This is a genomic window from Tautonia sp. JC769, from assembly GCF_040717455.1.
Classification (GTDB): domain Bacteria; phylum Planctomycetota; class Planctomycetia; order Isosphaerales; family Isosphaeraceae; genus Tautonia.
This window is the reverse complement of sequence record NZ_JBFEFH010000001.1, coordinates 175,207-201,639: the sequence shown is the minus strand read 5'-3', so window position 1 is coordinate 201,639 and position 26,433 is coordinate 175,207. Positions and strand designations below refer to the sequence as shown.

Sequence of the window (26,433 nt, the reverse complement as noted above, 5' to 3'; positions counted from 1 at the left end):
CTCGCCCCCTTTTGGGGAGAGGGTGGCCGAAGGCCGGGTGAGGGGGTCCGCCGCCCGGACGCGACGCACGGCGACCCCTCCTCCCGCCAGATGCCCGGCCGCTCACGGCAGGACGATGATCCCCCGGGCGTCCGACACATCCACATCCCCCTCTTCATTCCCCGCGATCGCATTCCCCTCGACCACGGTCCCCAGCACGTCCCCGGCGGCGAACAGGCCGATCCCGCCGTTCTCCTCGATCGCGTTGCCGATCACCGCATTCCGCCGCGAGCCGAGGATCGTCACCCCATTCCCTGCGTTACTCCGAATCACCGTCCGAAACGGCTCCGCCTCGCCGCCAAGGACCGTCCCCGACGTCCCCGGCCCGAGCAAGACGCCACCCAGCCCGTTGCCGATCGGTTCATTCCCCTGGACATCCGTGCCGATCGCCGCGTTGAAGATCCGGTTCCCGCGCGCCCGGCCGACGACCTCGATCCCGTAGACCAGGTTCCCCGAGATCGTCATCCTCGGCTCAATCGACGGTTGAAATCCTCCAATCGCGTTGCCATGAGCATACCCGGAAATCCGGATGCCGCTGCCGCCGTTCGGGATCGCCGCGTCGAGCCTCGTGTTCGTGCCCACCCCGGTGTCGGTCACCTGCACGCCGGTCGCCCGGCCGCCGATCTCGATCCCGTGGCCCATGTTCCCGCCGACGATCGAGGTCCGGATCAGGTTGTCCCCCCCCACCGAGGTCACCAGAATCCCGTTCCGCCCGTTCGGCACCGCATCGCCGAACGCGGCGATCCCGGCAAACGTATTGAACGAGATGAAACCGGTCGCCCGGTCACGCACCTCGATCCCGTTCCCGGCATTGCCCGAGGTCACGTTCCCGAGCGGAATCACCCCGCCCACCTGCGTGTCCCGCGAGCGTCCCGAAACAAGAATCCCGTTCTGGCCGTTGCCGACGCTCGCGGCATTGTCTGCGCCGATTCCCATGAAGTTCGCGTGCACCGTCGTGTCGTTCGCGTCGGTGATCCGCAGGCCGTTGCCGCCGTTGCCGCTCAGCACGTTGTAATACACGAACGGGCTGTTCTGGAATTCGCAACCGATCAGGGCATTCCCATGCGCCCCGACGATCGCGACCCCGTCCAGCCGGTTCCCGAGCGACGCCGACCCGCCGGCATCGGTCCCCACGAAGTTCCCGCTCAGCGTGTTCCGGGTCGCCCCGCCGTTGATCAGGACCCCGTTCCCCCGGTTCCCCGAGATCAAGTTCCCCTGCGGAGGCCGCACGAAGACGCCGGCCGTCGGGTCATTCCCGCCCGTCGCCTTCCCGCCGATCAGGTTCCCCGACGCCCCCCGGGTCACCAAAATCCCGTTCCGCCCGTTGCCGTACGCGACCGTCCCCGAGACGTCGGTCCCGACCTGATTCATCGCGATCACATTGTCATGCGATCCGATGATCGCGATCCCGTTCCCGCCGTTCCCGCTGATCACGTTCGACCGCTGATACCCCACGTTCACGGTCGATTGATAGGAAAAGGTCCCCGATTCGGCGATCACGATCCCGATCACCTGATTACCCGCCACCGAATTCGCGCTGGTGATCCCGCTCGAGCCGGGATAGGTCAACGGCGTCCAGTCCGCCTGTCCGAACGTGCCGTCCGTGTTCCGCCGGATCGTGAGCCAGTACCCCTGCCCCGGATCGGCCGAGCCGAGCGTCACCGCGTCGGCGCTGATCGTGTAAACGCCCGATTCCTCGCCGCTGATCCCCTCGAAGTGCGTCACCAGGTCGGGGCCGACCAGGCCGCCCGGCGGCTCGAAGGAGGTCCAGTTCGAGAGCGTCCCCGTCTCGGCGTCGAAGTCGACCAGGTACCCCTGCCCGATCGTCACCCCCGACCCGGGACCGAGCATCGAGTACCCGCCGGCGATCGTGTAACGCGATTCGCCGTTGTGCCAGATGCCGTACGCCGTGGTCGAGGTCGACCCCGGATACACCAGATCCGGCAGGAACACGTCCTGTTCCAGGTCATACAGGAACGCGTGCCCGGTCCCGATCGGCAGGTTCCCCTCCGGGCCGTCCGCGTTCCCGACCGCGAACCGCCCCATCGTGCTGTGCACATAATTGAACTGGGCGCCGGGATAGGCGACCGTCCGGTAGTTCCCCGCGACACCCAGGTCGTCGAGCGCCCCCTCATACACGAACCCGAGCACCTGATCGTCGCCGGTGCGGTAGCTGCCGACCAACCGGATGTCGCCGTTCTCCAGCAGATCCGGCCCGTAGACGCTCGTCGTGGCCGCCCCCGGCATGTTCACCGAGTAGCTCGTCCCGCCGCTCCCCGAGATCGGGCCGAGGTACAGCAGGCCATTCGAGCCCGAGGTCCCGGTGATGATGTACGCGCCCGGCTCGGTCCAGGCGCGGATCCCCTGCCATCCCGAAACCGGCTGCATCGACACGCCCGACGCATCGAAATAATTGGCCCCCATCACCGGATCGACCTGCCCGATCACGTTCCCCCCCGAACCGGGCAAGATCCGAATTCCGTCTCCGCTGTTGCCCCGCCCTGCCCGGCCGTCGGCGTCCAGGCCGATCCAGTTCCCGTCGACCGTCACCCGAGAGGCCTGGAGCGTCACCCCCGCCCCTTCCGCACCGATCAGGGCCAGCGAGGAAAGCCGAGACCCGTCGGCCCCCCGGCCGAAGACCAGGCCCCGCTGATGGGCGAAGTTCACCGTCACCATCGGGTTGCCGTCGAAACCCGGAACCGAGGCCCCATCCATCGTCACCGGATCGGTCAGGACCGGCAGGGGAGCCCTCCCCGCCCGGATCGTCCCGGCGACCTCGAAGGTGATCGTGTCCGGCCCCTCCGTCTGATTCGCCAGGTGCATCGCGCGTCGGAGCGACCCCTCGCCGAAGGCTTCGAGGTTGGTCACGGCGAACGTCGCCAGGAGCTGCCGGTCCTCCAGCGGCTCGACGGTCCGAAGACGCAACCGCCGATCGCCCCGCCGGGCCGAGCGAGCCCCGAATCGCGTGGCCACCGATCGGAACCAACGACTTCGATCTTCCTGGACCTTCATGGAGACCTGCCCTGCTGTAAAGGACCCGTCGGGTGGATCACGCGCCGGACCTGCGTTCCCCCAGGACACCGCGTCCCGAGCCACGCCCCAACTCCGCCGGCGGCCGCGTCTCGATCAATGGCTCGGGTCAACGGCTTCGAGGAATCTCACCTCGGAATCCCGTTTCCCCTCGTCCACAAAGACCCGACCCCGACCGACGGGCGTCAGAGGACTCTAGAACACCGTTCTCCTCCTCGTCTCAAAAAATGATGACCTCCCTCCTCCCCCCGACTCGATCCCCCAGCCCCTTTGCCCCTCCCCTGTCCCTTCCGATCCCGGTCCCGACATTTCTCGATTTCGAGTGACTGCCCCACCCCAATTTCTTGATACTTTCGAGCGAGGGCTCGTCAACTCCCCTCATCCCCATACCCGATTCGTCACCCCACAACATCACGCAATCACCCTCGCATATTCCCTCTCAAGCCCTTGCTCTTTGACGATCAAACGTCCCCCTTGAGCAATCCATCTCTTTATCCCCAGTCTGCGTCCGACGAAACAAAGCCAATCCGCCGCGTGGTTCGTGACGAAACGAGCCAAGCTTCACACCCTCGCTGACGAAACGAACCGAAACACGACCAACCGAACCTCATTTGAATGAGAGACTTACGACAAGTTCACCCCGTCTTTCCCGGGCGCACCCGAGGCGCACCCAGTGGCGCACCCATTGGCGCACCCTCTGGCGCACCTCATCCCGAATCGCCCGGAAGGGTTGCCTTCGTAGGGTCTGAGGTGCGGACCGATCTCCCGACAGGCTCGAGGGGTCGGCCCGCCCAGCGGCCCCTGCAAGCGAAGACTGATCCGGGCGATTCGGGATCACCGGACCTGAAATACGCACCCGAGCCACCCCGCATGCCCGGTGCGTCGTTCCCGAAACGAACCGAGCTCCTTCGACGGAACCTCAATCCAGAACAGGACAACCGATGAGAACTCGCGGCGCACCCAGGGCGCACCAGGCCGCACACGCAAAGCGCACCAGGCCGCGCACCCAGGGCGCACTCCGATCTGTTGCCTCGATCGAGACTCTTCGACGAATCCCGACCAGAAGAACAGGCCGCTCGGCTCGGCCGACGCGCCGGACGGGTCCGAATCGAGGAGCGACGCCGGACCATTTGCAGCGGAGCAATCGCCGGCGGTCGGGGAGAGAGTCGCCCCCCGACCCGAGGCCAACTATCGGCGAGCCTTCCGGCGCTCGTCGGAATCCGCGGCGGGTTCCGGATCGATCTCCTCGAAATCGGGAGGAGTGGTCGGGTCGCCCCGCTGACCCGTTTTCTTGCCCACGGGAGAGGCGTCTTCGATGACCCGGTTCACCTGCGCGGACACGAGCAAGACGAGGGCCGAGATCCAGAACCAGAACATCAGGACCATCACCCCGCCCAGCGTGCCGTACGTCTCGTTGTAATTGGCGAAATTCTGCACATAGACCCGGAACCCGAGCGTGGCGACCAGGAAGACGGCCGTGCCGAACAGGCTGCCCGGCGTGATCCACTCCCAACGGGTATCGGCGTCGGGCCCGAAATAGAAGGCCATCGCAAAGCTGCACAGCAGCATGAAGACGATCAGGAGCCACCGGACCGCCGAGATCAAGGAGGCCGGCCCGCTGCCCAGCCCGATCGCCTCGATGATCTGAGGCCAGGCGACGATCGACACCAGGGCCGCAATCAAGATCGTCGCCTGGACCAGGGTCAAGGCGATCGCCTGAAGCCGGAGCTTCCAGATCGGCCGAGACTCGGACACCCCGTGCACCGCGTTCAGGGCATCCATGATTTCCAGGAACAGGGTCGAAGACAGCCAGATCGTCACCAGCAGGCCGAACGAGAGCAGATCAATCCGCCCTTGCTCCTGAATCTGCTCGATCTGCCCCTTGATCAGACTCTCCGCCTCGGCGGGGAAGGATTGCGCCAGGGTGCGTTCAAATTCCGAGACGGCCTGGTTGCCCAGGTCTTTCCCCTGAACAAAACCCGTCGTCTCCGAGAGCTCCGGCAGGGCCTTGACCGTCAGCGTCAGGATCAATGCCAGGAAGGGAACCAGGGCCAGCATCGCATAGAAGGCAACGGCCGCGGCCCGGCTCATGAGGGAATTCTTCGAGATCTGGCACCAGGTCCGAGACGCCAATTGCCTCGCCGTCAGGCCGCCCAGATTGAACGCAGACCGCAACCGAACAGGTGTCAAATCCACCGCAACCCCTCCTCCCCTTGCTCCACAACGGTTTGGGGGAGAGGTCACGCAACTTCGGGACCAAATCCATGCCCCTTCCGTCATTCGAACAAGCGAGGCTGATCGAGCAGGTCGAACGGCGGATCCGGCTCGGGGGCCTCCAGCCCCAGGTGCTCGTAGGCGAGCGCGGTCGCCCGGCGGCCCCGAGGGGTCCGGACGATGAACTCGCGACGGAGCAGGAACGGCTCGACCTCGTCGGTCAGGGTGTCGATGGCGATATTCATGGTCGCCGCCAGCGCCTCGACGCCGGTCGGCCCCCCTCGGAAGACCCGGATCAAGGTCTCGATGTAGCGGCGGTCCTGCCGATCGAGTCCCTCGACGTCCACCTCCTGCATGTCGAGCGCATCGACCGCGATCGGCCGGGTGATGTGTCCATCGGCGCGGGCCACGGCGAAGTCCCGGACCCACCGGAGCCGGGCGTTGGCCAATCGTGGAGTTCCCCGGCTACGTCGGGCCAGTTCCTCGGCGGCATCGGGGGTGATCGTGGTCCGGAGCTTGCCGGCATTAATGGCGACGATCCGGGCCAGGTCCTCGACGTCGTAGAACTCCAGGTGCTCGTGCAGGTGGAAGCGGTCGCGCAAGGGGCCCGAGAGCATCCCGCTCCGGGTCGTCGCCCCGATGATCGTGAACTTCTTCAACGGCAGGTTGACCGTCCTGGCGTTCATCCCCTCTCCCAGGACGATGTCGACCCGGAAGTCCTCCATCACCGGGTAGATGAACTCCTCGACCACCCGGGGGAGCCGGTGGATCTCGTCGATGAACAGGATCGAGCCGGCCGAGGCGTTGGTCAGGTACGGCAGGATGTCGGCGTTCTTGGCCAGGGCCGGGCCGCTGGTCATGGCCAGCTCGACCCCCAGCTCGTTGTGCAGGACCGTGGCGAAGGTCGTCTTCCCCAGGCCGGGCGGCCCGTCGAAGAGGATGTGCGGCAAGGGTTCGCCCCGCTTCCGCGAGGCCTCGAGCGCGATCGAGAGCCGCTCGGCCACCGATCGCTGGCCGATGACCTCCCGGAGCGATTGCGGGCGGAGCTTCTCGTCCATCCCCTCGCTCGGGGCGGGGACGCGGTCGTCCCGGACCTCGCGGTTGCGGGGGGCCTCGTCGTCGTTCGGGGGCCCGCCGCCGGTGATGATCGGTTCCCTCGCACTCATCGGTCCGCTCCTTCCATTCTCAAGACGGGGCTCGGCGCGTCGGGATCAGGATCCGGGGGTCTCGTTCTGGTAGATGGCCATGAGCATGGCATCCACCGTCTTGTATTTCTTCTTGCCGGAGAGGACCTGGTCGATCAAGTGGCGGGCCTGGGCCTCGGAGTGGCCGACGGAGAGCAGGGCGTGGTAGGTGTCGCGGATCACGTCCGGCTCGGCGTTCGAGACCTCGCCGTTGGTCTCCTGCGGGCCGACCGCCGAGGGGTCATCGGCCGCCGGGCCGACCATCAACGCGAACTTGCTCACCTTGCGCCGGAGCTTGGCGACGATCCGCTCGGCCGTCGCCTCGCCGATGCCCGGGAAGGTCGCCAGGGTGCGGACGTCCTGATCCTGGATCATCCTCGCCAGTTCGCGGACCGGCCGGACCATCGCCCGCAGGGCCTTCCGCACGCCGACGCCGTCGACCGAGCAGAAGACGTCGAAGAACTCCCGATCGACGGGCGAGAGGAAGCCGATGAGCCTCGGCCGCATCCGGCCCGACATCTGGTTCCCCTCGATGTCGAAGACCGTGTGCAGGACCACCGGCTCGTCGAGCTTCGCCTGCAACTGCCGGCGGGCGTACTCGGGGATGAGCACTTCGAGGTCCAGGCAAGGCTCGACGACGAGAATGCACGATTCCTCGGCCACCGACCGCAATCTGCCCCGAATCTGCGTAATCATCGCGCGTCGCCCGCCCCGGTTCGGTCGAGGTCCAGATCTATCGTCCGTACAATTTGTACACCATCATGCCCGATCGAAGGCTTCAAGACAAGGGCGTCCTGCTCGGTTTCTGCCGAGGAGGTTCGGGAGCCGGAACGCTCACGGCCTGTCGCTCGAACCGAAGCCCCGATCGCCGCGGTCGGTGGCGTCCAGCTCGCCCACCTCGATCGGATCGGCCAGGCGGACCGACTGGACGAGCAACTGCGCGATCGCCTTGCCGTAGGGGATGCGGATGGTCGCGTCGTCCATCGCCCGGCCGACCCCGGCCGCGTCTCCCCGGGCCAGGGCCTCGAAAATGGGCCCGTGGTTGAGGTTGGTGACGACGATGAGCAGCTCCCCCGTGTACGGCTCGTCGATCACGCCCCCCATCGTCTTCAGGCCCATCGCGGCCCGGCCGCTCTTGTCCCAGACGAGGGAGACGATCGCCTCGGGCCCGTCGGGGGTCGACCCCGGCTGGATCGCGATGCCGGTCGGCACCTTGATCACCTGGCCGGGTCGGACGATCACGTCGTCGGTCGCGAAGAGGTCGAGCCCGGCGTCTCGCGGGTTGTGACGCGAGGGCAGGATGGCGCGGTCGATCAGGCGACGGACCCGGAGTTGCACGGGGAGTCCTCCACTCGAAACGGGGCCGAGCCCGGCCGGGTTGACCCGCCGGGGGCTCGGCCTACAACACCCCCTCATTCATCGACACGAACCGAGACCGAGATGCAACTTCCCAGGAGATGCCTACCATGCCCGAATCGCACACCGTCCTGATCACGGGAGGATCCGGCGGCATCGGCTCGGCGCTGGCCCGAACGCTCGTCGAACGCGGGGACCGGGTCGTCCTGTTCGCCCGCGATGCCGACCGCCTCCGGCAGGTTGCCGACGACCTGGGTGGGGAGTCCGTCGCGCTCGCCGTGGCCGGAGACGCCGGCAAGGCCGAGGATCTGGAGCGGGCCGTCTCGACCGCCGTCGAGCAGTTCGGCCGGCTCGACGGCCTGGCCCACTGCATCGGGTCGGTCGTCATCAAGCCGCTCCACCTGCTCAGCCTCGACGAATTCGACGAGGCGATCCACATCAACCTGCGGACCGCGTTCCTCGCCGTCAAGGCGGCCTTGAAGCCCTTGCGGTCGCAGAACTCCGGCTCGATCGTGCTCTTCAGCACGGTGGCGGTCCAGCAAGGCATCAACAATCACGAAGGGATTGCCGCGGCCAAGGCGGGCATCGAGGGGCTGGTGCGGGCCGGGGCCGTCTCCTACGCGCGGTCGAACATCCGGTTCAATGCCGTGGCCCCGGGGCTGACCGAGACGGGGTTGACCGCCTCGTTGCTCCAGAACGAGGCCTCGCGAGCCTTCAGCGCCTCGATGCACCCGCTCGGCCGCGTCGGATTGCCGGAGGAACCGGCCGCGGTGGCCGCCTTCCTGCTCGGCCCGGAGGCCTCGTGGATCACGGGGCAGGTCTGGGGGGTCGACGGCGGACTCGGCGCGGGGACCCCTCCCCCTCGGGCCAGCCGCGGGGGATAATGGTGTCCTCGGGCCAGTCGTTTCCCCCATTCTTCCTCGGCGGACGAGTCGGCAGTCGTGATCGATTCCAAGACGCTCCTGATGGTCTTCGACGCCCTCTTCCTGCTGAGCATGACGGCCTGGCTCGGGGCGATCCTGTTCTTCTCGTTCGGCATCGCGCCGGTCATCTTCAAGGTCCTGGAGCCGGCCCAGGCGGCCCGATTCGTCCGGGCGATTTTCCCCCGCTACTACGCCTGGGGGACCACCGGCGCGACCCTCGCCCTGGCGTCGCTGACCAGCGGCATCCTGGTCCGACCCGAATATCGAGGGCCCTGGGCCCTGGCCCAGATCCTGCTGGTCCTCTCGGGAATCGTGATCAACCTCTACTGCGGCAACGCCCTGACCCCTCGGATCAATGCGGCCCGGGACGCCGGCCCCGGGCACTCGGCTCGGTTCGATCGGCTCCATCGGCGGAGCGTCCGGCTCAACGGCCTGATGCTGATCTTCGGGGTCGTCCTGGTCGTTGCCCATGCCTTCAGGCCGGAACCCCAGGGGCCGGGCATCACCGAACCCACCCCCGCCGAGCGGGCCCGTCGCAGCGCCGATCGCTGGCAGGAGCGCTCGGAGGCCGGGCGAGACGGCCGGCGCCCCGCCGAGCCGGGCCGCCCGGATCGGGCCGACCGCCCCTGAGCGATTCGGGCCCTTTCCGATCGGCAACCGCTGGAATTGGTGAGGCCCGGCACCGTAGACTCGACCCGAAGCGTCATCAACCAGGCCGAGCCCCGAGATTCGTCTCGAACCGGCCCCCGTCGTCCCGGGGATCTTCCCGCGATGAAGGCCGATCCTTCAGCCCGTCCCGGTGTTGCCCGCCGCAGTCGGTCCGACCGACTGGTCGAGGCCCTTGCGCCCTACCGGAGCATCGTGCTCGTGTCTCACGTGAATCCCGACCCCGATGCCCTGGCATCGATGCTCGGGTTGCGTGCCCTGCTCGAACACCGTCGGCCCGACGCGGATGTCACCCTGACACTCGACGGCATGCTCGCCAGGGCGGAGAACCGGGCGATGGTCGAGTACCTGGAGATCCCGCTCGTCCCCGTGGAAGACGCCCCGACCGGGCCGGGGGTCGCGGTGGTGATGGTCGATACCCAGCCGCATACCGGACGACGGGCCAGCGAAACCGTCACCCCCGTCGCGGTGCTCGACCACCACGAGACCGGCGGTGACCTCGGCGGCGTCGCCTTCCGGGACATCCGCCCGGACATGGGGGCGACCTCGACCATGGTCACCAGCTACCTCCTCGAACAGGGGGTGCCCCTGACCGAGCGGCTCGCCACCGCCTTGTTCTACGGGATCGAGTCGGAGAGCATCGGCTACCCCCGGGAGGCCGGCCCGACCGACGACGGCGCCCTCGTCTGGCTCTTCCCCCGGGCCGACAAGGACCTGATGGCCCGCATCCGGAACCCGAGGCTGCCCGAGAGCTATTTCGCCACCGCCCAGCACGCCCTGGCGAACGCCTTCCTGTATGACGACCTCCTGTTCTGCTGGTGCGGCGAGGTCCCTCAGCCCGACATCATCGCCGAGCTGGCCGACTTCTTCATCCGGTTCGACCAGGCCCACTGGGTCGTGGCCATCGGCCTCTTCCGCGATCACCTCCGACTCTCCGCCCGCACGGATACGCTGAACGCTCATAGCGGAGAGATGCTCCGCTCGGTCGTCGACGGCCTGGGGACCGCCGGCGGCCACGACAAACGCGCCGGCGGCGCCATCCCGGTGAGCGATCGCCGCCCCGACGCCATCAACGCCCTGCTCCGGGAGCTTCGCCAGCGGCTGCTCGACCAGCTTCATTTGACAGACGCCTCGGGCCGTCGCCTGCTCCAGACCTGCCCGACCATCCAGATCCCCTGAACGATCGACCGCCGGAGCCTCCCCCGGTCCTCATCTCGCCCCCAGCGTTCCCCCCGGGATTGACCAATCTCCACGCCCGTACGCCGGCAAGCTCCGGAACCGCTGGCCACCCCGGCCTCTCGTCCGGCCCCAGGACGCGGCGATCGACCGTTGCCTCCGCTCGAAGGCCTCCGGGACTCCGGCCCGTTGACAGCGGGACGCCGGGGTGTCAGAGTATGCGGACAAAATGAGACAGAGTCTCAATATCCGAGCAACACCTCCCCTTCCTTGCCGAGGCCCTTTTGATGTTCGTCCGACGGAGTCGAGCGGGATTCACGCTCATTGAATTGCTGGTGGTCATCGCGATCATCGGGGTCCTGATCGCGCTCCTCCTGCCCGCCGTGCAGAGCGCCCGCGAGGCGGCCCGGCGGATGAAGTGCTCCAACAACCTGAAGCAACTGGGACTCGGTCTCCACAATTACGAGGGGTCCAATGGGGTGTTTCCCCCGGCCCTGATCCTGTCGGGTGCCGGCAACTCGGTTTCCTGGTTCGGCGGCTGGAGCGTCCACGGCCGGATCCTGCCCTACATGGAGCAGGGGCCGATGTTCGACGCGATCAACTTCGCCACGTCGTATTCGCACGGCCAGAACCTGACCGTGACGGCGCAGATGCTGGAGGTCTTCCTCTGCCCGAGCGAGGTCAACACCGAGGTCTCCTCGCACAGTTTCGGCCCCGCGGGCACGACCAATTACGGGTTCGCGATGGGAGACTGGTACGTCTGGGGAGGGTTCAACGGCGCCGAGAACCGATCGGCCTTCACCGTCAATCGGAGCCGGCCGATCTCCGCATTCCGGGACGGGCTGACGCAGACCCTGATGGCCTCGGAGGTGAAGACGTATCAGCGTTACTACCGGGATTGCGGCGGCCTGGCCAGCGTGAACGACCCGAACGGCGCCTATCCTCCCGGCGCCGATCCCCTGTCCCTCGTGCCCGAATATGGCGGATCGTGCGGCAGCCTGCACTCCAGCGGTCATACCGAGTGGGTCGACGGCCATGTGCATCAATCCGGTTTCACCACCGCATGGACGCCGAACCGCCGCATCATGAGCAGCGACGGCCAGCATGACCTCGACATCAATGGCCAGCGCGAGGGCCAGGGCGGGCCGACCTTCGCCGGCGTCACCAGTCGCTCGTGGCACCCGGGGGGCGTGAACGTCCTGCTCGGCGATGGCTCGGTCCGGTTCATCAAGGAGACCGTCGATGGCCTCGTCTGGCGGGGCCTCGGGACCATTCGCGGCGGTGAGGTCCTGAGCGCGGACTCCTATTGAGACGAGGACCGCATCGCGACCCGATCGTCTCCCATCCGTCGAGAGCCTCTCGGTTCGCGTCCCGCGATTGCGGGGCATCGGACCTCGAAATCGCCCCGGGGCACCTTGACCTTCCCCGGAGGTACTCTGATAATGAAGGGTGTCGGACCTGATGTGACTCATGTCGGGTCCCGACGCTCTTTCCCAATTCGGGGGCGATCTAGGTTCGACCGGATTGCTGAGGTGTCTGGCTGCATGCCGAGGTTGGTCGGCTGGCCTCGTAAAAAGCCGATCAAAACATTAGCTGCCAACAACAACGTTGGTTCCTACAGCCTCGCCGCCTGACCGCGGTAAGCTGCGTCGCGTCATGACTTCGTCCACGGGTCATGGCCGACGTCGACACAGTGGGCTCGCTTGATTCAACCGCCCGTTGCGAATCAGGTTAAACTCATGATGGGCTAAGCCAAAGAAGACCCTGTCGTTTGGGGCTTCGCGGCCGACAATTCAAAGAACGACTACGCATGTAGACGCCTTCACTGACGGATCTCGGGACGCGGGTGCAATTCCCGCCGCCTCCACTGGAACGCCCGCGTGCGATGCGTCGCACGCGGGCGTTTTCTTTTGGGCTGCGACGATCCGTGAGAGCATGTTCGCCTCGAAATCGCTCAGGAGCCTGGATGGCTGCCTGGTTTCGGGCGATTTTCGGGCTCGATTCGTCCTGGCAGGATGACCGGGCCTTGGCGACGTCATCGGGGGGACGGAGCGGCCTCGTCGCCCTCCGAGTCGTCGAGGGCGAGGGTCAATCGACGGGGACGCCGAGCGGATGAGAAGGACAAGGTAGCAGGGCGGTGTTCGGGGGAACCCGCTCTTCAACGCGAGAGTCAGCCTTCTGGGCCTTCCGCAATCTCGGCGGTCCAGGAGCAGTCGATGCAGCCCTTGACGCTCTGATATGCCGGACAGGCCTCGGCGTAGTGGTCGAGGAGGCGCTCGATTGCCGCTCGCTTGCCTGCCGGGGCATCAATGCGGTATCGCAGGCGGATCCGGGTGATCTTGAGGACGCCGTTCACGTCCTCGATGTCACCCTCGACCTCCGCCGTCAGGTTGTTCGCCGAGGGCACCTGCCGCACGTCCAGTGCGGACCCGAGCGTGCCGAGCAGTCACCCGGCGACCCCGGCGATGATGTAGTCGAGCGTGGCGGGGTACTCCGGCCCCGTGAATTCCCGGCCATATTTCTGCCCGTAGAAGTGCCTGATGCCGCCGTGGATGCCGAAGGGAATCGGCTCGCCGAAGCCCTGCAGGTGCGCGGTGCGGTGCGGCCCCTCGTGCTTCTCGACCCGCAGCTTGCTCGTGTGGACAACGCCCATGGTGATGGCCCCACCCCGTTGACGGTTGAAGAGGTTCAATGGTCGGATTCCGATTCCCCGAAGGGACGCCGAGGTCCGATCTTGCACGATGCCCCGGGGGGAGACAATGCCCGCAAGATCGGAGCCAATTGGCTCGGTCGCGGCGCGGTGTGGTGACGACCCGCATTTCCTTCCAGGGTTGTCGGGCAGAAGGACCGGGAGACGCAACCGTATTCCCAACAACCCGGCCGGGCCGTGAGCCGGCCGCTCGCGTGCGTTATCCTGGGACGAACGGTTTTCTCACCCGTGCCGGGCCGTTCGCCCGGTCAGGTTCGACGACCTTCGACCGATCGTGATTCGGTCTTCGACTGGTACCGACGCTCACCGAGATCCACGCCGATGAGACACCGCACCCTGATCCTCCTGCTGGGAATCGCCTGTCAGCCATTCGTCGCGATCGCCCAGGACGCCGACGTTACCCGGACCGAAGACGTGATCTACGGGCGGAAGGACGGCACAGCACTTACCATGGACGTGTTCCGGCCCGGGGGGGAGCCGAACGGGGCGGGCATCATCCTGGTCGTCAGCGGCGGCTTCTTCTCCTCCCACGAGGCGATCAATCCCGCCTTCGTGACGCCGTTCGTCGACCGGGGGTACGCCGTGTTTGCCGTCGTCCACGGCAGCCAGCCCCGCTACACCGTCCCCGAGATCATCACGGACATGAACCGGGCCGTCCGGTTCATCCGCCATCATGCCGACGATTACGGCATCGACCCGGACCGCCTCGGCGTCACCGGGGCCTCGGCCGGGGGGCACCTCTCGTTGATGCTGGGGACCGCAGGAGACGAGGGCGATCCCAACGCCAGGGACGAGGTGGATCGAGCGTCGAGCCGGGTGCAGGCGGTGGCCTGCTTCTTCCCGCCGACCGACTTCCTCAACTTCGGGGCGGCGGGCGAGGAGAAGCTCCACGCCGGCGACCACGCCAGGCCGTTCCGCCCCGCCTTCGACTATTTCGAGCGAGACGAGGAGTCGAACCTGCTGGAGCCGATTACCGACGAGGGCCGGCTGCGGGAGATCACGGCCGAGATCTCGCCGATCACCCACGTCAGCGAGGACGACCCCCCGACCTTGCTCGTCCACGGCGACCGGGATGCACTGGTCCCGCTGCAGCAGTCCCAGGTCATGCTCGAGGCGCTGGAAGAGGCCGGGGTCGAGGCGAAGCTGGTCGTCAAGCCGGACGCCGGGCATGGCTGGCCGACGATCGCCGAGGACCTGGACGCGTTCGCCGACTGGTTCGACACGCACCTGGATGTCTCGGGCCGATGATCCGTCGCCGGACGCGATGACTCGGCTCCGTCCGCCTGCCCGGCACGGGGGGAGCGGCCTGCCGGCCGGATTGCCCTGCGTCGTAGGATTCGCCGACATTTCTGACACGGCCCGGACCGCCCAGGACCCGCAAGAGACTCGCGATGGCTGATGACTCGCCCCGACCGAACCCCCTCTCCGGCCCCTCCCACGGCGGGATCGCCGATGCCGACCACGACCGGGAGGTCCCCGAGATCGACCTGCTGAGCCCCCTGACCATCCGGGGAGTCACCCTCCGCAATCGGGTCGTCATGTCGCCGATGTGCCAGTATTCGTCCGAGGACGGGCTGGCCAACGACTGGCACCTCGTCCACCTCGGAAGCCGGGCCGTGGGAGGCACGGCGCTGATCCTGGTCGAGGCCACCGCCGTGACCCCCGAGGGGCGCATCTCGCCCGCCGACATGGGGATCTGGGGCGATCAGCACGTCGAGCCCCTCGCCCGGATCGCCCGATTCGTCAAGGGCCAGGGGGCCGTCGCCGGGATCCAGCTCGCGCACGCCGGCCGCAAGGCCAGTTGCGAGCCCCCCTGGAAGGGAGGGGCCAGCATCACCGCGGCGGGAGCGGGCGGCTGGTCGGTCGTCGGGCCGAGCCCGATCCCGTTCCTCGACGGCGATCCGGTGCCCGAACCGCTCGATGAGGCGGGGATCGAGGGGATCATTGACGCGTTCGAGGCGGCCTGTCGGCGGGCGTTGACGGCGGGATTCGAGGTCATCGAGATCCACGCGGCGCACGGGTACCTGCTGCACGAGTTCCTCTCCCCCCTGAGCAACCACCGGGACGATTCCTACGGCGGCAGCCTTGAGAATCGGATGCGGCTCGTGCTGGGGGTCGCAGAGCGGTTGCGGGGCGTCATGCCGGAGGAGTACCCGCTGTTCGTCCGCATCTCGGCGACCGACTGGGTCGAAGGGGGATGGGACATCGAGCAGTCGGTCGTCCTGTCGCAGCACCTGAACGGGCTGGGGGTGGACCTGATCGACGTGTCGTCGGGCGCCCTGGTGCCGAAGGCGCAGATCCCGGTGTCGAAGGGCTACCAGGTCCCGTTTGCTCGTCGGATCAAGGACGAGGCGGGGATCATGACCGGCGCGGTCGGGTTGATCACCGAGCCGGGGCACGCCAACGAGATCATCACCGCCGGCAATGCCGACCTGGCGTTCATCGGCCGGGAGCTGCTCCGGGACCCCTACTGGGCGATCCGGGCCCAGCACGATCTGGGCGGGGAACCGTCCTGGCCGGTCCCGTACGGCTATGCCGTGAAACGTCGGATGAAGTGATCGGGGCAAGGTGCCTTCCCTTGCACCCGCGAGAGGCTCGGCGCATCGCCCAGGGCCTTGCAGACCGGCTTTCGCAAGGCCCGCCTTCGGTCCACCCGAGCCGGATCGAGGCGCCTGCCGACCGTCATCGTCCTGTGAACGCCTTGCGGGCGGCCTCCTGGAGCGGATGGCCGCCGTCGGGCAGGCGGTCGGCGGCGACCTGCCAGAAGAAGACGCCGCGAAATCCCCGGTCGATTGCCCATTGCGTCTTGAGGGTGACCGACTCGGCGTCGTCGTAGCCGATCACGATCGAGCGGTCGGGTGCGACCAGCCAGGGGGTTCGCGTCTCCTCATCCCAGATTCGGCTCCAACCTTCCTCGAGCAGGAGTCGATGCAGGTTGGTGTAGTTCCCCCGCGGGATGGGGAGTTCCGGGGCATCTTCGGTCAACGCGTACGGCTCCGAGACGGCGAAGCCTCGGCCATACAAGGGAATGCCCACGGCCAGGCGGTCGGCCGGCATCATCCGCTCGTCGAGGAGGTACCGCATGGTGGCTTCGGTGGACGGTCGGCGCCCGCCCGGTACCTTCGAGGAGGCGAACAGGGGGGAATGGTGGCCGGCATAGTCGGTCCAGTCCCCGGCGAAGTCGTAGGTCATGACGTTGACCCAATCCATGACCTCCAGCAGGAACTCGGTGCGGAGCCAGCGGAGCGTCCCGGGGTTCGAGGATGCGGCCATCGTCAGCAGCATCGGGCGACCCTTGCGCCGGCCGATCGCGTCGATGCCGGCCCGGAACCTGCGGGAGATGCGCTCGAAGCCCTCGACCTCCTGCTCGGTGTCGGGGTATTCCCAGTCGAAGTCGATGCCGTCGTAGTCGTTCTCGTCCACGAGGGTGAGGACGGCCTCGACGTAGCGGTCTTCGGCGTCGGGGTCGGCGGCGATGGCGGCGAACTGCTCGTCCCAGCCCCATCCGCCGAGCGACAGGAGCACCTTCACGCCTTCCTCGTGGGCCCGGCGAGTCAGGTCGGCGTCGGGGACGTTCCGGCTCGGCCGGATGCGTCCCGATTCGTCGGCGGTGACGAAGGCGTGGCAGAGATGCGTGTAGAGCGAGAAATCGAGGTCGTCCGGGCGGCCGAAGAGGTAGCCCACGAAGACCCGCTCGTCGACCGCGTCATCGGCGGGCCGGGCGATCGAGGGGGTGGGGCCGACCAGGCCGGACAGCACGAGGGCGGCGATGACTGCCGATCGGGGCTTCAGGTCGATTGGAGGCATGGTCGGTCCTCGGGGAAAGCTCAGCGGACGGCGTCGACCGCCCCCCGGAAGATCCGGAGGCCGTCCCCCTCGGGGCGGTGGTCGATCCGGGTCCAGCGGGGATGGTGGATGAACTCGATGAACCGCTCCGGGTGAGGCATCAGGCCGAAGATGCTGCCGGTCGGGTCGATCACGCCGGCGACGCCGGCCGACGAACCATTCGGGTTGGCCGGATAGGTCTCGGTCGGCCGGTTCGAGCCGTCGACGTAGCGGAGGGCGAGCTGCCCGGACCCGGCCAGGGCGTCGAACGCCTCCGGGCTCTCGGCGACGAATTTCCCCTCGCCGTGAGCGACGGGCAGCTCGATCGGATCGCCGTCGGGAAGAAACGGCGAACGCCCCGGCGAGGTGGCCCGGAGCCGGACCCACCGGCATTCGAATCGGCCGGAATCGTTGTGCGTGATCGTCGCCCGAGGCCCCCCGGGCAGCAGCCCGGCCTTGACGAGCACCTGGAACCCGTTGCAGATGCCGAGGATCAGGCCTCCTCGGTCGTGGAAGCGTCGGAGCGCCTCTTCGAGCGCCTTCAAGCGGGTCGCAAGGATGCGACCGGCGCCCAGGTCGTCTCCGTAGCTGAAGCCGCCGGGGATGGTCAGCAGTTGGAAGGCATCGAGCGAGGCGGGGCGCTCGAGGACACGGTCGATGTGGGCCGTCTCGGCATCGGCCCCGGCACGTTGCCAGGCCGCGACGGTTTCCTCATCGCAGTTCGTACCCGGGGCCCGGAGGACAATTGCGCGGGGCAAGGACATGGTTCCACGGGGGGGAAAAGGGCCGACCGACGAGTCGAATCGGTCGTGGTCTGGATCAAGGAGGACAGGTCGGGGGAGGGGTCATCTCCCCCGACACCCATCGAGGAAACGGGGACGGGCCGACCGCCCGGGAGGCGTCGGCCCCGCCTCCTCCGCGAGAACCCCGAACCGGCGACTACCGCGACCGAGGGCCATTTCAATCATCGTCTCGATCGTTGTCATCGAGATCGAAGTTCGAGTCGAACCCCCGGTAGCGGTAGCGATTCGGGGCAGCTCTCTAGTAATCGCCCGTATTGTCGTACTCGGGATTCGCCCGGTAGGAGAGGTCGCGGCGGATCAGATCGGCCTCGTAGATTTGCACCACGAAGTCGGCGGCGATCTTCAGGCGAGAGCTGGCCCCCTTGAGCGACTCGTCGCGCGAACCGCGGCGGAACTCGACCACGCCGACGTGCTTGGCCTTGTTCTTCACGTAATTGATCCCCGGGATCCCGTCCGCGTCCCCGGAGATCAGGAGTGCGACGTCGTACGTATCCTGGAGGGCGACCATGTCGACCGCCATGCTGGTGTCGAGCCCCTTCTCGGTGAGGTTGTGGTGCAGGAGGTCGACCTTCCAGTGGCCTTCCTGGCGGATCTCGACGAAGTCGGTCGCCGACTGCACGCCGTGATAGAACCGCTTCTTGCGTTCCAGGGCCCGCCGCTTCCCCTCGTACCATTCGCGCGTCTCGGCGAAGCAGAGGCCCCAGGCCTCGTCGAGCCGACGCTCGGGGGAGATGTCGGGCGTCTTGCGGATCACGTCCTCGACGTAGCTGTCGCGGAGCCTCGGATTCAGTTCGAAACGGTTTCGAAGCCGGCTCTCCGCCTTGGGATCGTTCAGGTCCCATTCATCCATTTTGCCGACGACGTACCAGTAGATTCGGGCGTGTTGCGCGGATTCCCAGGGAGCCCCCTCGGCGAAGGTCCGCCCCCAGTGGCTGACACTCTGCTCAAAGATATAGCGATAAAAAGATCCGTAATCGTCGACGCGAAGGTTCAGATGTTTCAGGACACCGTCGAGGTTCGAGCCATCGACAAAGGTGACGAAGCGCTGCATCTGCGCATTCCTTCCGGGCGGGTCACCGGTTCAAGAGGTGGTGATTAACAGGATCGAAACCATGATCATCGATCGGACGAAGCCATCGCGCCCGAATCTCGGCGACGGGCGCATCGATCACCGTTCGGCCAGGCAGGCCACGGACATGCAGGCGGGGCTCGCCTTCCGAGGCGGCGACCACCGTTCCGAGACGACCCACGGGCAATCCCTCGAAGCGGTCGAGGACCTCGGAGACGTGCTCCGGGCGGACTTCCAGAAGGAAGCGGGAGGGGGATTCGGAGAACAGGAGGACCGGGTCGCTGGCCGCGTCATCGAGGCAGGGGACGTCGCGCAGGGAGCATTCGGCCCCCAGCGCACCGGCCAGGCACATCTCGGCCAGGGCCACCGCCAGGCCCCCCTCGCTCAGGTCGTGACAGGATTGCAGCCAACCGCGGCCATTGCACTCGTAGATCGCCTTGAAAATCGCCATCCCCAGTACAGGATCAACCCGAGGGACCCGGCCACCGACCATTCCCAATTGCTTCAGATATGCCGAACCGCCCAGTTCATTCCGCGTCTGGCCGACGATGAGCAACGCGTTGCCCGCGGCCTTCACATCCATCGTCAGACACCGGCGCACGTCAGGGACCTGGCCCATCGCGGAGATGAGCAGGGTGGGGGGAATCGCCAGGCTCTCACCCTCATGCGTGTATTCGTTATACAGACTATCTTTCCCGGAGATGAATGGCGTCCGATACGACAGCGCCAGGTCGTGACACGCCTGCGCGGCCAGCACGAGCGAGCCGAGCGTCTCGGGCCGTTCCGGGTTACCCCAGCAGAAGTTATCGAGCAGCGCGATCTGGGCGGGATCGGCGCCAACGGCCACCACGTTCCGGATCGCCTCGTCGATGACGCAGCCCGCCATGGCGTACGGGTCGAGGTCTCCGTAGCGCGGGTTCAGACCGCAGCCGACCGCGAGCCCTCGCGAGGAGCCGCGGACGGGCAGGACGACCGAGGCGTTCCCGGGCCCTTCCTCGTGCTCGCCCACCAGGGGCTTGAGCACCGTCCGGCCCTGCACTTCGTGGTCGTACTGGCGGATGATCCACTCCTTCGAGCAGATATCCCAGTCGTGCAACAACGCCAGGAGGTCGGCGGTGTAGTGGTCTCGGTCGGGGAGGGTCGGGGCCGATTCGGCCGGGGGCGTGAAGGCGGCCTTCCTCGTGACCCGGGGCCGGCCCTCGTGCAGGAAATGCATCGAGAGATCGCCAACCACGTTCCCGTGATAGCGGAGGGTCAGGCGGCCCGTGTCGACGAATTGCCCGAGATCGGTCGCCTCGACCCCCTCCGAGGCGCAGAGCGAGACCAGGGCATCGAGATGTTCCGGAGGGACGGCGAGGACCATCCGCTCCTGAGCCTCGGAGATCCAGATCTCGGTGTACGAGAGCCCCTCGTACTTGAGGGGGGCGCGTTCCAGGTCGACCTCGGCGCCGAGCTCGGCCCCCATCTCGCCGACGGCCGAGCTGAACCCGCCCGCCCCGCAATCGGTGATCGCGCGATAGAGCCCCCGGGATCGGGCCTGCAGGAGGGCGTCCAGGACCATCTTCTCGGTAATGGCGTTGCCGATCTGCACGGCCCCGCCGGAGATCTGCTCGCTCTCGCCGGTCAATTCGGCCGAGCTGAACGTCGCGCCATGGATGCCGTCTCGCCCGGTCCTGCCACCGACGGCGACGATGCGGTCACCCGGGCTGACGGACTTGAACGCCATGCCCTTCGGCAAGACGCCCACGGTGCCGCAGAAGACCAGAGGGTTCGCCAGGTAGCGCTCGTCGGCGACCACGGCGCCATTGACCGTGGGGATACCCATCCGGTTGCCGTAGTCGCGGACCCCGGCCACCACCCCCTTGAGCACGCGTCGGGGGTGGAGAACCCCGGTCGGCAAGGAATCGGCCGGGGTGTCGGGCGGGGCGACGCAGAACACGTCGGTGTTGCAGATCGGCTTCGCCCCCAGGCCGGTGCCCATGGGGTCGCGGATGACGCCGCCGATGCCCGTATTCGCGCCGCCGTACGGGTCGATCGCCGAGGGATGGTTGTGCGTCTCGACCTTGAAGCAGACGTCATGCTCGTCGTCGAACCGGATCACGCCGGCGTTGTCCTCGAAGACCGAGACGAGCCAGTCGAGGCCATCCGCCTCGAGGTCCTTGGTGGCCTTGAAGATCGTCTGCTTGAGCAGGTTCTCGATCACCTCGCCTTCGAACTCGACCCGGCCTCGGAGCGTCTTGTGAGAGCAATGCTCGCTCCAGGTCTGGGCGAGCGTCTCCAGCTCGATGTCGGTCGGGTCGCGTCGAAGCTCGCCGAAGTGGGCCCGGATCGCCCGCATCTCGTCGATCGAGAGGGAGAGCTGGCCCTCGCGGCTGACGCGCATCAAGGCATCGTCATCCATGCCGAGCAGGGGGACATCGACGCGACGGAACGCATAGGGGCGACCCTGCCCGAGATGGTCGAGCGCCAGGGGCCCGACGATCGCCTGCTCGACGGCGTCGTTCGCCAGGACCCGCCGGATCAGGGCATCGAGGGAGCCGGCCGGCCCGTCGATCATGTACGTGCGGACCGAGCGGACCTCGGAGACGTCGAGCCCGAGGTCGCGGAGCACCGCCCGGGCACTCTCCGCGACGGGATCGGTCACCCCGGGCCTGGGCAAGACATGCACCGGGGCGTTGCCGGAGGCCGGGGGCGCAGACGCCCCCCGCGATTGCGGATCCCCCGGGGTCGGGCGGATCGTGAAGGTCTCGACGATCGGGTCGGCGAGGACCTGTTCGGCGGCGAGCCGGAGATCGGATTCCGAAAGGTCGCCCTCGACCAGGAATCCGCGGGCCGAGTGGACCGCCCAGGGGCCGCCGAGCCCGAGGTCGGCGGCCTCAGCCGAAACCCGACGGCCCTCGGAATCGGCCAGGCCGGGTGCGGGATCGATCTGAAGATGCCAGAGCATGGAGTCGTTGCAATTCCAGGTCAGAGTCGTTCAAATCGGCAAGTGTTTCGATCGATGACGCCGACTCATGCGTCGTCCCCGGATCGAATTGCCGCACGAGAGCATCCAGACGCATGGCTCGAAACGGTTCATGGAAGGATCGATGCAGACAGAGATCGTGTCCAGGTCGCCGTTCGGACAGCAGGGAATTCATTCGAGTATCGGTGAGTGGGAGTCTTCGCGTCAAGGTCTCAGTGGGGCCGATTCACGACGAAAGCCCTCCCGGCACGCGGGGTGCCGGGAGGGCTTTCCGAGGTCGAAGCGACCCGAGTCGGATCGGCAGATTATTCGGTCGGGGGCAGGATGACCGCATCGATGACGTGGATGACGCCGTTAGAGCACTCGATGTCGGTCTTGACGACCTTGGCCTTGTCGACCATGACCGTGCTCCCGGCGACCGAGATGGTGGCCTTGGCACCGGCGGCCGTCTCGACCTGCTCGCCATCGAGCTCGACGACGTCGGCGGCCATGACCTTGCCGGGGACCACGTGGTAGGTCAGGATTTTGACGAGCGTTTCCTTGTTCTCAGGCTTCAGCAGGGTCTCGAGGGTGCCTTCGGGCAGCTTGGCGAAGGCCTCGTCCGTGGGGGCGAACACCGTGAACGGGCCTTCGCTGGACAGCACCTCCACCAGGTCAGCGGCCTTGACGGCGGCGACCAGCGTGCTGAACGATTCGTTCCCGGCGGCGGTCTCGACGATGGTCTTGTCCGCAGCGATCGCCGAAGAACCGAGGACCAGCGACAAGGTCAGGGCGGCAAGCATACGCATGGGTAAAGCTCCGAGTTGTGTTGATGCGGGAATCTCTCTGAATCGCGTTCGAGCCTTTATACTCGAATACGTCTCTCACGATCGGCCGACGGTGTTGTAGTCCGTACCGCGGACCCGTCCAGATTGCCGCCCCATTTTTCTGGCATTTTCTTTCGACCCGCGGGTCGTGCGGCGCGCGACGACAGGCTTGCACCCCGGCCGGGGTGCAAGCCTGTCGTCGCGAACTCAACCCGATCGGTGGCGCCGAGGCCGATCGGCTTACTTGGAGCGCGGGGGACGGCTCCGCGACGGCTTGGGGGCGGCCTCGTCCGGCGAGGAGCCGCGACGCCGAGCGCTCGGAGCCGAATCACGGCCCCCTGCGGGGACCGACTTCTCGGGATTCAGGTTCCGCTGACCCGTCGGGCAGAGCTTCACGAGGACGCAATCCGGGCAGAGCGGATCGACTTCAACGCATGTATCGTGGGCGAGCCCTTCGAGCAGATCGACGAACTCGGGGCCTCGTGTTTTCGGGACCGCCCGCTCGAGCGTGGCGCGGATGGCCTCGGGCGGGGTCTCTTCCTCCGCGAAGCCGAGCCGGACCAGGCAGCGACGGATCGGCTCGTCGACCGGCATGGCGTGACCGCCCAGGGCTTGCTGGATGACCGTCGCCAGGACGAAGTCCGACTGCATGGCTTCGAACTCCTGAAGCGTCTTGATCGACTCCTTCAGGGGTTTCTTCCCGAGATGATCGAGATCGAACTTGTAGGTCCGGGAGAAGAGCTGGCGAAGGAAGCGGCGGATGCGCTGCGCTTTCAGGTCGGACTGGGGGAGGCCGGCGATCGCGTCCTGGATCTCGCCCACGGAACTGACACGCAATTCGTTCCAGTCGAAGAAGGCGTCGCGAAAACGATCGAGTGCCTTGGTCGCGTCGTCGCGTGTGGTGCCCTCGTGGCAGATGCCGAACAGTACCGCTTCCAGCACCGACAGCTTCGCCTCGCGCGGGCCGGGCTTGTAGCGCTTGGCCAGCAGGGGCTGAATCTTGTCGAGCATCTGCGATTTGCTGGGTGCGGCCATGTGTGTGTTCAGGTTCAGTCGAGAGAAAGGGTGAAGAGCAAGGGCGGTCACGATCAGTCTGTCGAGGAGGGGTGTTCCTCGCCAAGTGCATCGCGAGACGGTTCATCGTCGTCGGGGTCGGGCCCGGGGGCTTCGGGCGATTCCCCGCGGGCGAGCCGGTCGGCGGCGAGGGTCTCGTCGATCAACCGGGACATGGCGACCGATTTCTTGACACCCTGATCGAGTTCGAACCGGAGGATCGGGGTGTATCGCGTCTTCAGGCGGGCGGCGAGCCGCGACTGCAGGAAGCCAGAGGCCGACTGGAGCCCTCGGAGGGCGAGGCGTTGCTGGGTCTCGTCCCCCATCACCGAGACGAAGACGGTCGCGTGTTTCAGGTCCGAGGCGACCTCGGCCTCCAGCACGGTGACCCCCTTGACCCGGGGGTCGGCCACTTCGAAGAGCACGGCCGAGGAGACGACCTCGCGGACTGCCTCGTTCAGGCGCTCGATGCGGTGCGAGGGCATGGATGCGAACCTCGATCGGAATCAAAGCCGGCGGGGACACGCGACGCGGCGATCACGAACCGTCGCGGCCACCCCCCGGACGCTCGAAGACCGAAGCGAGCGAGGGGCGGCCGGCGAGAGCACGCGTGGGACTCAGAGCGTCCGACGAATGACCTCGACCCGGTAGGCCTCGATCACGTCGTCCACCTTGATGTCATCGAACTTGGCGATCTTGATACCGCACTCGAAGTTCTCCCGGACCTCGCGGACATCGTCCTTGAAGCGGCGGAGCGCCTCGATGGCACCCTTGTAGATCTCCCGACCTTCTCGGATGACGCGAGCCTGGCCGTTGCGCTCGATCACCCCCTGGGTGACGAAGCAGCCGGCCACCGTACCGGCACCGCCCCGGGAGATCTTGAAGACCTGGCGGACGACCGCCCGGCCGAGGTGGACCTCCTTGATCTCCGGTTCGAGCCGACCTTCGATGGCCTGCTTGATCTCGTCGGACACCTGATAGATGATGTCGTACCGACGGATGTCGATCGATTTCTCCTCGGCGAGCGTCACGGCCCGGTCTTCCGGGGCGACGCGGAAGCCGATCACGATCGCCTGGCTGGCATCGGCCAGCATGACGTCGCTCTCGGTGATCCCACCGACGCCCTTGTGGAGGATTCGGACCGGGACCTCGTCGTTCTCGAGTTTCTCGATTTCCTTGAGCAGGGCCTCGAGCGAGCCTTGCACGTCGGCCTTGAGGATGACGTTGAGGCTCTTGACCTTCTGCTCGGCCATCTTGCTGTAGAGATTCTCCAGCGTGATGGCCTTGGTCTCCCCGAGGTTCACGCCGCGCGATCGGGTCCGACGGGTCTCGGCGACCTCGCGAGCCTGGCCGATGTCCTCCAGCACGGCGAATTTCTCGCCGGCGGTCGGCACCGCGTCGAGCCCGGAGATTTCCACCGGCGTCGAGGGGCCGGCCTCCTGGATCGATTGCCCCTTGTCGTCGAAGAGGGCCCGGACTCGCCCGAAGCCTTCCCCGCACGCCAGGGCGTCGCCGACCCGCAGCGTCCCGTCCTGGACCAGGACCGTGGCGATGACACCACGCCCCTCGGAGACCTCGGACTCCAGGCAGGTGCCGGTGGCCGGGCGATCGGGGTTGGACTTGTACTCGTAGACCTCGGCGATGGTGGAGAGGGTCGCCAGCAAGTCATCGACGCCCAGGCCGGAGACGGCCGAGGTGCGGACCACCGGCACATCGCCGCCGTACTCTTCGGGGATGAGCCCCTCGGCGCTGATCTCGCCGAGGATCCGGTTCAGATTGGCCTCGACCCCGGGCAGGTCGATCTTGTTCAGGGCCACGACGATCTGGACGCCGGCCGCCCTGGCGTGGGCGATGGCCTCCTTGGTCTGGGGCATCACGCCGTCGTCGGCGGCGACGACGACCACGGCGATGTCGGTGACGTTGGCCCCGCGGGCCCGCATGGCCGTGAAGGCCTCGTGACCCGGGGTATCGACGAAGGTCACGGGGTGCCCGTCGTGATCCACCTGATAGGCGCCGATGTGCTGCGTGATGCCGCCGGTCTCGCTGGCCACGACGTTCGCCTTGCGGATGTAGTCCAGCAAGGAGGTCTTCCCGTGGTCGACGTGGCCGAGGATCGTGACGATCGGCGGCCTGAGTTGAAGATGTTCGGAGGCGTTTTCACCGCCCCGGGCATCCTCGAGCAGCCGATCGAACTCGTCTTCGGCGGTTTCCTCGTGCGCGATCGACAGCTCGACGCCGAACTCCATGGCCAGTTCGATGGCGGCGTCTTCTTCGAGCGAGGTGTTGATCGTCACCAACTGCCCGGTCAGATCCATCATCCGGCGCATGAGCTGGTTGGCCTTGATGCCAATCGCCTCGGAAAGCGAGCGCAAGGTGATGGGATATTCGATCTCGGCGCTGGTCTTCCGGGGAGCGATGGTGTGACCGCGGCTCTTGTGCCGCTTCGGGCCGCGACGACGGCCGCTGTCCTCGTCGCCGTCGATCAGGGCCGCGGCGGGGACGGGGGAGACCACGCGGTCCTTGGCTCGTTCCTGACGCGCCTTCCGGCGCCCGGCGCGGTCGGCCGCGCCGCCGAATCGACCACCGGGGCCAGCAGGGCCGCCCTTGCCCTTGC

General features: G+C 67.1%; 21 protein-coding genes and 1 other RNA gene. 7 read left to right on the top strand and 15 right to left on the bottom strand.

Annotated elements, in window-relative coordinates:
- Window positions 1-102 precede the first annotated feature (102 nt).
- The 5 genes from AB1L88_RS00830 to AB1L88_RS00810 form a co-directional block, all read right to left on the bottom strand.
- The gene (locus tag AB1L88_RS00830; protein ID WP_367094722.1) at window positions 103-2,964 is read right to left on the bottom strand and encodes a right-handed parallel beta-helix repeat-containing protein; all 2,862 of its coding nucleotides are present in this window, start codon (window positions 2,962-2,964) and stop codon (window positions 103-105) included.
- A gap of 1,293 nt (window positions 2,965-4,257) precedes the next feature.
- Complete coding sequence (locus AB1L88_RS00825; protein WP_367094721.1) at window positions 4,258-5,265, bottom strand: YihY/virulence factor BrkB family protein; 1,008 nt, start codon at window positions 5,263-5,265, stop codon at window positions 4,258-4,260.
- Window positions 5,266-5,345: 80 nt separating this feature from the next.
- Complete coding sequence (ruvB, locus tag AB1L88_RS00820) at window positions 5,346-6,341, bottom strand: Holliday junction branch migration DNA helicase RuvB (RefSeq protein WP_367095043.1); 996 nt, start codon at window positions 6,339-6,341, stop codon at window positions 5,346-5,348.
- Between the two features lie 153 nt (window positions 6,342-6,494).
- The gene (ruvA, locus tag AB1L88_RS00815; RefSeq protein WP_367094720.1) at window positions 6,495-7,163 is read right to left on the bottom strand and encodes a Holliday junction branch migration protein RuvA; all 669 of its coding nucleotides are present in this window, start codon (window positions 7,161-7,163) and stop codon (window positions 6,495-6,497) included.
- Between the two features lie 138 nt (window positions 7,164-7,301).
- Window positions 7,302-7,805 (bottom strand): dUTP diphosphatase, encoded by a 504-nt coding sequence (locus tag AB1L88_RS00810; protein ID WP_367094719.1) that lies wholly within the window; start codon window positions 7,803-7,805, stop codon window positions 7,302-7,304.
- A gap of 128 nt (window positions 7,806-7,933) precedes the next feature.
- Here AB1L88_RS00810 and AB1L88_RS00805 point away from each other — a divergent pair, with 128 nt between their 5' ends.
- The 5 genes from AB1L88_RS00805 to ssrA all read left to right on the top strand — a co-directional run bounded on the left by AB1L88_RS00805 (window position 7,934) and on the right by ssrA (window position 12,458).
- Window positions 7,934-8,707: an SDR family oxidoreductase gene (locus AB1L88_RS00805; RefSeq protein ID WP_367094718.1), complete on the top strand. Its 774-nt coding sequence runs from the start codon at window positions 7,934-7,936 to the stop codon at window positions 8,705-8,707.
- A 57-nt stretch (window positions 8,708-8,764) separates the two neighbouring features.
- Entirely contained in the window at window positions 8,765-9,376 is a 612-nt protein-coding gene (locus AB1L88_RS00800) for a DUF4149 domain-containing protein (protein WP_367094717.1), read from the top strand.
- Between the two features lie 237 nt (window positions 9,377-9,613).
- Window positions 9,614-10,591 (top strand): DHH family phosphoesterase, encoded by a 978-nt coding sequence (locus tag AB1L88_RS00795; protein ID WP_367094716.1) that lies wholly within the window; start codon window positions 9,614-9,616, stop codon window positions 10,589-10,591.
- A 284-nt stretch (window positions 10,592-10,875) separates the two neighbouring features.
- Window positions 10,876-11,898, top strand: coding sequence for a DUF1559 domain-containing protein (locus tag AB1L88_RS00790; protein WP_367094715.1), 1,023 nt, complete (start codon window positions 10,876-10,878; stop codon window positions 11,896-11,898).
- Between the two features lie 190 nt (window positions 11,899-12,088).
- Window positions 12,089-12,458, top strand: a transfer-messenger RNA (tmRNA) gene (gene ssrA / locus AB1L88_RS00785).
- A gap of 300 nt (window positions 12,459-12,758) precedes the next feature.
- On the opposite strand, the gene AB1L88_RS00780 is transcribed toward ssrA, so the two are convergent.
- Both AB1L88_RS00780 and AB1L88_RS00775 read right to left on the bottom strand, forming a co-directional pair.
- The gene (locus AB1L88_RS00780; protein WP_367094714.1) at window positions 12,759-12,995 is read right to left on the bottom strand and encodes an OsmC family protein; all 237 of its coding nucleotides are present in this window, start codon (window positions 12,993-12,995) and stop codon (window positions 12,759-12,761) included.
- 39 nt (window positions 12,996-13,034) lie between these two features.
- Window positions 13,035-13,241 carry a hypothetical protein gene (locus AB1L88_RS00775; RefSeq protein ID WP_367094713.1) on the bottom strand — a complete coding sequence of 69 codons (207 nt, stop codon included), beginning with the start codon at window positions 13,239-13,241 and terminating at the stop codon, window positions 13,035-13,037.
- Between the two features lie 378 nt (window positions 13,242-13,619).
- Here AB1L88_RS00775 and AB1L88_RS00770 point away from each other — a divergent pair, with 378 nt between their 5' ends.
- Complete coding sequence (locus AB1L88_RS00770) at window positions 13,620-14,546, top strand: alpha/beta hydrolase (protein WP_367094712.1); 927 nt, start codon at window positions 13,620-13,622, stop codon at window positions 14,544-14,546.
- 143 nt (window positions 14,547-14,689) lie between these two features.
- Window positions 14,690-15,856, top strand: coding sequence for an NADH:flavin oxidoreductase/NADH oxidase (locus tag AB1L88_RS00765; RefSeq protein WP_367094711.1), 1,167 nt, complete (start codon window positions 14,690-14,692; stop codon window positions 15,854-15,856).
- Window positions 15,857-15,980: 124 nt separating this feature from the next.
- Here the strand turns inward: AB1L88_RS00765 and AB1L88_RS00760 are convergent, their stop codons facing one another.
- From AB1L88_RS00760 to infB, 8 genes are all read right to left on the bottom strand, one after another.
- Entirely contained in the window at window positions 15,981-17,105 is a 1,125-nt protein-coding gene (locus tag AB1L88_RS00760) for a glycoside hydrolase family 18 protein (RefSeq protein ID WP_367094710.1), read from the bottom strand.
- Window positions 17,106-17,125: 20 nt separating this feature from the next.
- Window positions 17,126-17,887: a phosphoribosylformylglycinamidine synthase I gene (gene purQ, locus AB1L88_RS00755; RefSeq protein ID WP_367094709.1), complete on the bottom strand. Its 762-nt coding sequence runs from the start codon at window positions 17,885-17,887 to the stop codon at window positions 17,126-17,128.
- 277 nt (window positions 17,888-18,164) lie between these two features.
- Window positions 18,165-18,977, bottom strand: coding sequence for an NYN domain-containing protein (locus AB1L88_RS00750; RefSeq protein ID WP_169973942.1), 813 nt, complete (start codon window positions 18,975-18,977; stop codon window positions 18,165-18,167).
- A 22-nt stretch (window positions 18,978-18,999) separates the two neighbouring features.
- Window positions 19,000-21,942, bottom strand: a complete 2,943-nt coding sequence (gene purL / locus AB1L88_RS00745) for a phosphoribosylformylglycinamidine synthase subunit PurL (protein ID WP_367094708.1) — start codon at window positions 21,940-21,942, stop codon at window positions 19,000-19,002.
- A 323-nt stretch (window positions 21,943-22,265) separates the two neighbouring features.
- Window positions 22,266-22,742 (bottom strand): fasciclin domain-containing protein, encoded by a 477-nt coding sequence (locus tag AB1L88_RS00740; RefSeq protein WP_367094707.1) that lies wholly within the window; start codon window positions 22,740-22,742, stop codon window positions 22,266-22,268.
- 264 nt (window positions 22,743-23,006) lie between these two features.
- Entirely contained in the window at window positions 23,007-23,801 is a 795-nt protein-coding gene (locus AB1L88_RS00735; RefSeq protein ID WP_367094706.1) for an endonuclease, read from the bottom strand.
- A gap of 53 nt (window positions 23,802-23,854) precedes the next feature.
- The gene (gene rbfA, locus AB1L88_RS00730; RefSeq protein ID WP_367094705.1) at window positions 23,855-24,304 is read right to left on the bottom strand and encodes a 30S ribosome-binding factor RbfA; all 450 of its coding nucleotides are present in this window, start codon (window positions 24,302-24,304) and stop codon (window positions 23,855-23,857) included.
- Between the two features lie 132 nt (window positions 24,305-24,436).
- Window positions 24,437-26,332: a translation initiation factor IF-2 gene (infB, locus tag AB1L88_RS00725; protein ID WP_367094704.1), complete on the bottom strand. Its 1,896-nt coding sequence runs from the start codon at window positions 26,330-26,332 to the stop codon at window positions 24,437-24,439.
- Between the last annotated feature and the right edge of the window lie 101 nt (window positions 26,333-26,433).

Coding starts and splice junctions, on each gene's coding strand:
- AB1L88_RS00735 (WP_367094706.1), bottom strand. CDS start 23,801: ATGGCCGCACCCAGCAAATCGCAGATGCTCGACAAGATTCAGCCCCTG.
- AB1L88_RS00760 (WP_367094710.1), bottom strand. CDS start 17,105: ATGCCTCCAATCGACCTGAAGCCCCGATCGGCAGTCATCGCCGCCCTC.
- rbfA (WP_367094705.1), bottom strand. CDS start 24,304: ATGCCCTCGCACCGCATCGAGCGCCTGAACGAGGCAGTCCGCGAGGTC.
- purQ (WP_367094709.1), bottom strand. CDS start 17,887: ATGTCCTTGCCCCGCGCAATTGTCCTCCGGGCCCCGGGTACGAACTGC.
- AB1L88_RS00790 (WP_367094715.1), top strand. CDS start 10,876: ATGTTCGTCCGACGGAGTCGAGCGGGATTCACGCTCATTGAATTGCTG.
- AB1L88_RS00770 (WP_367094712.1), top strand. CDS start 13,620: ATGAGACACCGCACCCTGATCCTCCTGCTGGGAATCGCCTGTCAGCCA.
- ruvB (WP_367095043.1), bottom strand. CDS start 6,341: ATGGACGAGAAGCTCCGCCCGCAATCGCTCCGGGAGGTCATCGGCCAG.
- AB1L88_RS00750 (WP_169973942.1), bottom strand. CDS start 18,977: ATGCAGCGCTTCGTCACCTTTGTCGATGGCTCGAACCTCGACGGTGTC.
- purL (WP_367094708.1), bottom strand. CDS start 21,942: ATGCTCTGGCATCTTCAGATCGATCCCGCACCCGGCCTGGCCGATTCC.
- ruvA (WP_367094720.1), bottom strand. CDS start 7,163: ATGATTACGCAGATTCGGGGCAGATTGCGGTCGGTGGCCGAGGAATCG.
- AB1L88_RS00775 (WP_367094713.1), bottom strand. CDS start 13,241: ATGGGCGTTGTCCACACGAGCAAGCTGCGGGTCGAGAAGCACGAGGGG.
- AB1L88_RS00765 (WP_367094711.1), top strand. CDS start 14,690: ATGGCTGATGACTCGCCCCGACCGAACCCCCTCTCCGGCCCCTCCCAC.
- AB1L88_RS00805 (WP_367094718.1), top strand. CDS start 7,934: ATGCCCGAATCGCACACCGTCCTGATCACGGGAGGATCCGGCGGCATC.
- AB1L88_RS00740 (WP_367094707.1), bottom strand. CDS start 22,742: ATGCTTGCCGCCCTGACCTTGTCGCTGGTCCTCGGTTCTTCGGCGATC.